The following is a 6,316-nucleotide window of genomic DNA, read 5'->3' on the forward strand; positions in this document are numbered from 1 at the left end:
GGAAGACGACGCCGCCGCGCCCCTGCATGACGCGGGGGCGCGGCGGCGTCGGACGTCACCGGGCGGGGGGCTCAGCGGGCGGCGGTGCCCTCGGTGTAGTCGTCGTCGGTGTCCTTCAGCCACGAGAACATCTGGCGCAGCTCGCGACCGGTCTTCTCGATCGGGTGGGACTCGCCCTTGGCGCGCAGCTCCGTGAACTCCGGGGCGCCGGCCTTCTGGTCGTCCATGAAGCGCTTCGCGAAGGCGCCGTTCTGGATGTCCGCGAGGACCTCCTTCATGTGGTCCTTCACCTCGGGGGTGATCACGCGCGGGCCGGAGACGTAGTCGCCGAACTCGGCGGTGTCCGAGATGGACCAGCGCTGCTTGGCGATGCCGCCCTCCACCATGAGGTCCACGATCAGCTTGAGCTCGTGCAGCACCTCGAAGTACGCGATCTCCGGCTGGTAGCCGGCCTCGGTGAGGACCTCGAAGCCGTACTGGATCAGCTGGGAGGCGCCGCCGCAGAGCACGGCCTGCTCGCCGAAGAGGTCCGACTCGGTCTCCTCGGTGAAGGTCGTCTTGATGACGCCGGCGCGGGTGCCGCCGATGGCCTTGGCGTAGGAGAGGGCGAGAGCCTCGGCCTGGCCGGAGGCGTCCTGCTCGACGGCGATCAGGGCGGGCACGCCGCGGCCGGCCTCGAACTCGCGGCGCACCACGTGGCCCGGCCCCTTCGGGGCGACCAGGGCCACGTCCACGCCCTCGGGGGCCTGGATGTAGCCGAAGCGCACATTGAAGCCGTGCGCGAAGAACAGGGCGTCGCCCTCCTGCAGGTTCGGGGCGATGTGCTCGTCGTACACGTCGGCCTGCACCTGGTCCGGGGTGAGGATCATGATGAGGTCGGCCTCCGCGGCGGCGGTGGCCACGTCCACGACGCGCAGGCCCTCGGCCTCCGCCTTGGCGCGGGACTTCGAGCCCTCCGCCAGTCCGATGCGGACGTCCACGCCGGAGTCACGCAGCGAGAGCGAGTGGGCGTGGCCCTGGGAGCCGTAGCCGATCACGGCCACGGTGCGGCCCTGGATGATCGAGAGGTCGGCGTCGTCGTCGTAGAACTTCTGGGCGGTCATGCTGTTCTCCTTGCCTTGAAGGGGGGTCGGTCGGATCCGGGACAGACGCTCAGCGCGCCAGCGCCCGGTCGGTCATGGAGCGCGGGCCGCGGGCCAGCGCGAGGGTGCCGGAGCGGACGAGCTCGCGGATGCCGTGGGGCTCCATCATCTCGAGGAACGCCTCGAGCTTCTCCCGGGTGCCCGTGGCCTCGAAGGTGAGGGAGTCCGGCGCCACGTCCACCACGTGCGCGCGGAACAGGTCGGCGGCCTGGACCACCTGACCACGGGTGGACGCGTCGGCCCGCACCTTCACGAGCAGGTGGTCGCGCTGCACCGACGAGTCGCCGGCCAGCTCCACCACCTTGATCACGTTGATCAGCTTGTTCAGCTGCTTGGTGACCTGCTCGAGCAGGTGGGCGTCGGCGTCCACCACCACGGTCATCCGGGAGATCCCGGGGACCTGGGTGACGCCCACGGCCAGGGAGTGGATGTTGAAGGCGCGTCGGGCGAACAGGCCGGCCACCCGGGTCAGGGTGCCGGGCACGTCCTCGACGAGCACGGACAGGGTGTGTCGTTCCATCGGGCCTCTCCTCAGTCCTCGTGGTCCCAGTCCGGCGTCATGCCGCGGGCGATCTGGATGGCGTCGTTGCTGACGCCGGCGGGCACCATCGGCCACACCATGGCGTCGCGCGAGACCACGAAGTCGACGACGACGGGCCGGTCCTCGATCTCCAGGGCCTGGCGGATGACGTCGTCCAGGTCCTCCTCGCGCTCGCAGCGCAGGCCGGCGGCGCCGTAGGCGTCGGCCAGCTTGACGAAGTCCGGGATACGGGCGGTGCCGTGGCCGGTGTTCAGGTCCGTGTTGGAGTACCGCTGGTCGTAGAACAGCGTCTGCCACTGGCGGACCATGCCGAGCGAGGAGTTGTTGATCACGGCGACCTTGATCGGGATGCCGTTGATCACGCAGGTGGCCAGCTCCTGGTTGGTCATCTGGAAGCAGCCGTCGCCGTCGATGGCCCACACGGTGCGCTGCGGCTGGGCCACCTTGGCCCCCATGGCCGCGGGCACGGAGAAGCCCATGGTGCCCAGGCCCGCGGAGTTCAGCCACTGGCGGGGGCGCTCGTACTCCACGAACTGGCTGGCCCACATCTGGTGCTGGCCCACGCCGGCCACGTACACGGCCTCCGGGCCGGAGAGCGCGGAGATCCGGGAGATGACCTGCTGCGGCGCCATGAGGCCGTCGTCAGGGGCGGTGAAGCCCAGCGGATAGGTCTCCCGCAGGCGCTCCAGGGTGGCCCACCACGGAGCGAGATCGGGCAGGTCCGCACCGGCGCCGAGCTCGGCGACGAGGTCCGGGATGATCTCCTTCACCGAGCCGACGATCGGCACGTCCGCCAGGCGGTTCTTGGAGATCTCGGCGGGGTCGACGTCCGCGTGGATCACCTTGGCGCCGGGTGCGAAGGAGGGCAGGTGGCCGGTGACGCGGTCGTCGAAGCGGGCGCCGAGGGTGATCAGCAGGTCGGCCTGCTGGAGCGCGGCCACGGCGGGCACCCCGCCGTGCATGCCGGGCATGCCCAGGTGCTGCGGGTGCGAGTCCGGGAAGACGCCGCGGGCCGTCAGCGTGGTGACCACGGGGGCGCCGGTGAGCGCGGCGAGCGCGCGCAGCTCCTCGTGCGCCTCGCCGCGCGCGACGCCGCCGCCCACATAGAGCACGGGACGCCGGGCCTCGCGGATCAGGCGCGCGGCCTCGCGGATCTGGCGGGGGTGCCCGCGCAGCACCGGGCGGTATCCGGGCAGGTCCAGCCTCGGCGGCCAGGAGAACTCGAACTCGGACTGCTGGGCGTCCTTGGTGACGTCCACGAGCACGGGCCCGGGCCGGCCGGTGGAGGCGATGTGGAAGGCCTCGGCGAGCGCGGCGGGAATGTCCTCGGCGCGGGTCACCAGGCGGGAGTGCTTGGTGATGGGGATCGTGATGCCCACGATGTCCGCCTCCTGGAAGGCGTCCGAGCCGATGGCCGCGGAGCTCACCTGGCCGGTGATGAACACGACGGCCTGGGAGTCCATGTGCGCGTCCGCGATGGCGGTGACCAGGTTGGTGGCGCCGGGGCCGGAGGTGGCGATGGCGACGCCCACGCGACCGCCCGCGAGGTGGTAGCCCTGCGCGGCGTGGCCGGCCCCCTGCTCGTGGCGCACCAGGATGTGACGGATCCGCGAGGAGTCCATCAGGGGGTCGTAGGTGGGGAGGATCGCGCCGCCCGGCAGGCCGAAGACGTCCTCGACGCCCAGCTCCTCGAGCGAGCGGATGATGCCCTGGGCGCCGTTCATGACGGTGGGCTCCACGACGGCGGCGGGCCCGGGCACGCGGGGCTCCACGGTCTCGGTGCGGGTGGGACCGCGCTGGTCCCGTCCGGCGGACGCCGCCGGTGCGGCGGCGCGGGGGGTCGTGCTCATCGGATGCACCTCGCTGCATGTGTCGGCTCGGGGATGGATTCAGTATGCGGAGCCGTGACCGGGCCCACCAATCGGACCCCGGTCGTCTCACTTTCCGAGACGGGCGCTCGCATGTCGAGACCAGGGCAGGGCGGGGGCGCGCACCGTGGCGGACCCGCACCCCCGCACGATCGCGGATCAGCCCAGGTAGGCGCCCTCGGCGGCGGAGTGCACGAGCTTGGCGTACTTGCCGAGCACGCCGGTGGTGAACTTCGGGGGCACGGGCTGCCAGGACGTCCGACGCGCCTCGAGCTCCGCCTCCTCGACCAGCAGGTCCAGGGTGCGGGAGGCGATGTCCACCCGGATCCGGTCGCCGTCGCGCACCAGGCCGATGGGGCCGCCGTCGGCCGCCTCCGGGGCGATGTGCCCGATGCACAGGCCCGTGGTGCCGCCCGAGAAGCGCCCGTCGGTGATCAGCAGGACATCCTTGCCCAGGCCCGCGCCCTTGATGGCGCCCGTGATGGCGAGCATCTCGCGCATGCCGGGGCCGCCCTTGGGGCCCTCGTAGCGGATCACGACGACGTCGCCGGCCTGGATCACGCCCTCCTCGAGGGCGTCCATCGCGGCGCGCTCCCGGTCGAACACGCGGGCGGTGCCCTCGAACACGTCGGCGTCGAAGCCGGCGGACTTCACGACGGCGCCCTCGGGCGCCAGGGAGCCGTGGAGGATCGCGATGCCGCCGTTGGGGTGCAGCGCGTTCTCCATCGTGCGGATGACGGTGCCGTCCACCGGGTCCGGATCGAGCGCGGCCAGGTTCTCGGCGAGGGTCTTGCCGGTGACGGTGAGGGTGTCCCCGTGCAGCAGGCCCTCGTCCAGGAGGGCCTTCATGACCACCGGGACGCCGCCCACGCGGTCCACGTCCGTCATCACGTACTGGCCGAACGGCTTGAGGTCGGCGATGTGGGGCGTGCGGTCCGCGATGCGGTTGAAGTCGGACAGCTGCAGGTCGACGCCGGCCTCCCGGGCGATCGCCAGCAGATGCAGCACGGCGTTAGTGGAGCCGCCGAAGGCCATGGTCACGGCGATGGCGTTCTCGAAGGCGGGCTTGGTCATGACGTCCCGCGCGGTGATGCCCAGGCGGAGCATGTTGACGACGGCCTCGCCGGAGCGGCGGGCGAAGGCGTCGCGCCGGCGGTCCGCGGACGGCGCGGCGGCCGAGCCGGGCAGGGACATGCCGAGGGCCTCGCCGATGGAGGCCATGGTGTTGGCCGTGTACATGCCGCCGCACGCGCCCTCGCCCGGGGCGATGGCCTTCTCGATGCGCAGCAGGTCCTCCTCGGACATCAGGCCGCGGGCGCACGCGCCGACCGCCTCGAAGGCGTCGATGATGGTCACCTGCTTCTCGGTGCCGTCCGTCAGGCGGGCCACACCGGGCATGATCGAGCCGGCGTAGACGAACACGGAGGCCAGGTCCAGGCGGGCGGCCGCCATCAGCATGCCGGGCAGGGACTTGTCGCAGCCGGCCAGCAGCACGGAGCCGTCCAGGCGCTCGGCCATCATCACGGTCTCCACGGAGTCGGCGATGACCTCGCGGGACACCAGGGAGAAGTGCATGCCCTCGTGGCCCATGGAGATGCCGTCCGACACGGACACGGTGCCGAACTCGAGCGGGAAGCCGCCGGCCGCGTGCACGCCGTCCTTGGAGGCCTGCGCCAGGCGGTCCAGGGAGAGGTTGCAGGGGGTGATCTCGTTCCAGGAGGACGCGATGCCGATCTGCGGCTTGGCGAAGTCCTCGTCGCCGAGGCCCACGGCGCGGAGCATGCCGCGGGCGGCGGTGCGCTCCATGCCGTCGGTGACGTCGCGGGAGCGCGGCTTCATGTCCGGTGCGGTCACGACGTCCTGGGTGGTGCGGTCAGCGGCAGAGGTGTCCATGGCCGGAAGTGTAGTGATCCACCCCTCACCCCCCGGCTCGGCGACCGCCCATGACGCCGCCCCGCCCGCGCCGGATGTCGAGCCGCGTCGGCGCGGCCCTGACAGGGCACGTCGCGCACCGTACGGTGGAGATCATGTCCATGGACTCGCCGACCCTCGCCCGCCGCATCCGCGGCGCCTTCGACGCGCGCGTCTTCAACCACGGCGACTACAACCTGGTCTACGGCCAGCGTTCCGGCGGCTCCCTCCCGCTGGTCATCGGCTACCGCCACTCCCCGCTCGAGATGCTGCTGTGCCCCCTCGACCCCGTGGAGGCGGTCGCCGCGGTCCCGGAGGAGGTGGCCCTGGCCAACGTGGCGACGGTCGCGGACACGGGCTCCGGCTACCAAGTGGAGACCGTCACCGGGTTCCGCACCTGGTTCGAGGTCGTCGACCGTCCCCGCGTGCCCGTCGGAGAGGCCTCGGAGGACGGACTCGCGGAGCTCGACCAGGCCGACGACGCGGCCGACTTCCACGCCTTCATGACCGCCTTCATGGACGAGCTGGACCGCCTCTACGCCGAGCCCGCAGACCCCGATTTGCATCCGCCGCAGAAGAGCGTGTAGAGTCTCACCTCGTTGCACGGCGTACCGGAGGGATCCGGAACCCGCGCGGCACCTGCACCTCTAGCTCAATTGGCAGAGCATCTGACTCTTAATCAGCAGGTTCCGGGTTCAAGTCCCGGGGGGTGCACCAGGGCAGGCCCCGTCACCGTTCGGTGACGGGGCCTGCGTCGTCCCCGAGGCGTGCGGGCCCCGGCCGCTGCGGGGCACGGGCGCCCCGTCTAGGGTGGCCGCATGACCGAGAACACCGCCGCCCCCGCCCGTCTCTCC

At 71.8% G+C, this 6,316-nt stretch carries 5 protein-coding genes and 1 tRNA gene; 2 read left to right on the forward strand and 4 right to left on the reverse strand.

Annotated elements, in window-relative coordinates:
- Positions 1-71: 71 nt before the first annotated feature.
- The 4 genes from ilvC to ilvD form a co-directional block, all read right to left on the reverse strand.
- The gene (gene ilvC / locus MHY29_RS03620) at positions 72-1,103 is read right to left on the reverse strand and encodes a ketol-acid reductoisomerase (protein ID WP_239238252.1); all 1,032 of its coding nucleotides are present in this window, start codon (positions 1,101-1,103) and stop codon (positions 72-74) included.
- A 49-nt stretch (positions 1,104-1,152) separates the two neighbouring features.
- Positions 1,153-1,662: an acetolactate synthase small subunit gene (ilvN, locus tag MHY29_RS03625; protein ID WP_224355199.1), complete on the reverse strand. Its 510-nt coding sequence runs from the start codon at positions 1,660-1,662 to the stop codon at positions 1,153-1,155.
- An 11-nt stretch (positions 1,663-1,673) separates the two neighbouring features.
- Complete coding sequence (locus MHY29_RS03630) at positions 1,674-3,533, reverse strand: acetolactate synthase large subunit (RefSeq protein ID WP_239238253.1); 1,860 nt, start codon at positions 3,531-3,533, stop codon at positions 1,674-1,676.
- Positions 3,534-3,710: 177 nt separating this feature from the next.
- Positions 3,711-5,444 carry a dihydroxy-acid dehydratase gene (ilvD, locus tag MHY29_RS03635; RefSeq protein WP_239238254.1) on the reverse strand — a complete coding sequence of 578 codons (1,734 nt, stop codon included), beginning with the start codon at positions 5,442-5,444 and terminating at the stop codon, positions 3,711-3,713.
- Positions 5,445-5,578: 134 nt separating this feature from the next.
- Between ilvD and MHY29_RS03640 the strand changes: the two genes are divergently transcribed.
- Entirely contained in the window at positions 5,579-6,049 is a 471-nt protein-coding gene (locus MHY29_RS03640) for a hypothetical protein (protein WP_224355202.1), read from the forward strand.
- A 54-nt stretch (positions 6,050-6,103) separates the two neighbouring features.
- Positions 6,104-6,179, forward strand: a tRNA-Lys gene (locus tag MHY29_RS03645).
- Positions 6,180-6,316 lie beyond the last annotated feature (137 nt).

It is taken from the genome of Micrococcus sp. ACRRV (assembly GCF_022346985.1).
Taxonomy (GTDB): Bacteria; Actinomycetota; Actinomycetes; order Actinomycetales; family Micrococcaceae; genus Micrococcus; species Micrococcus porci.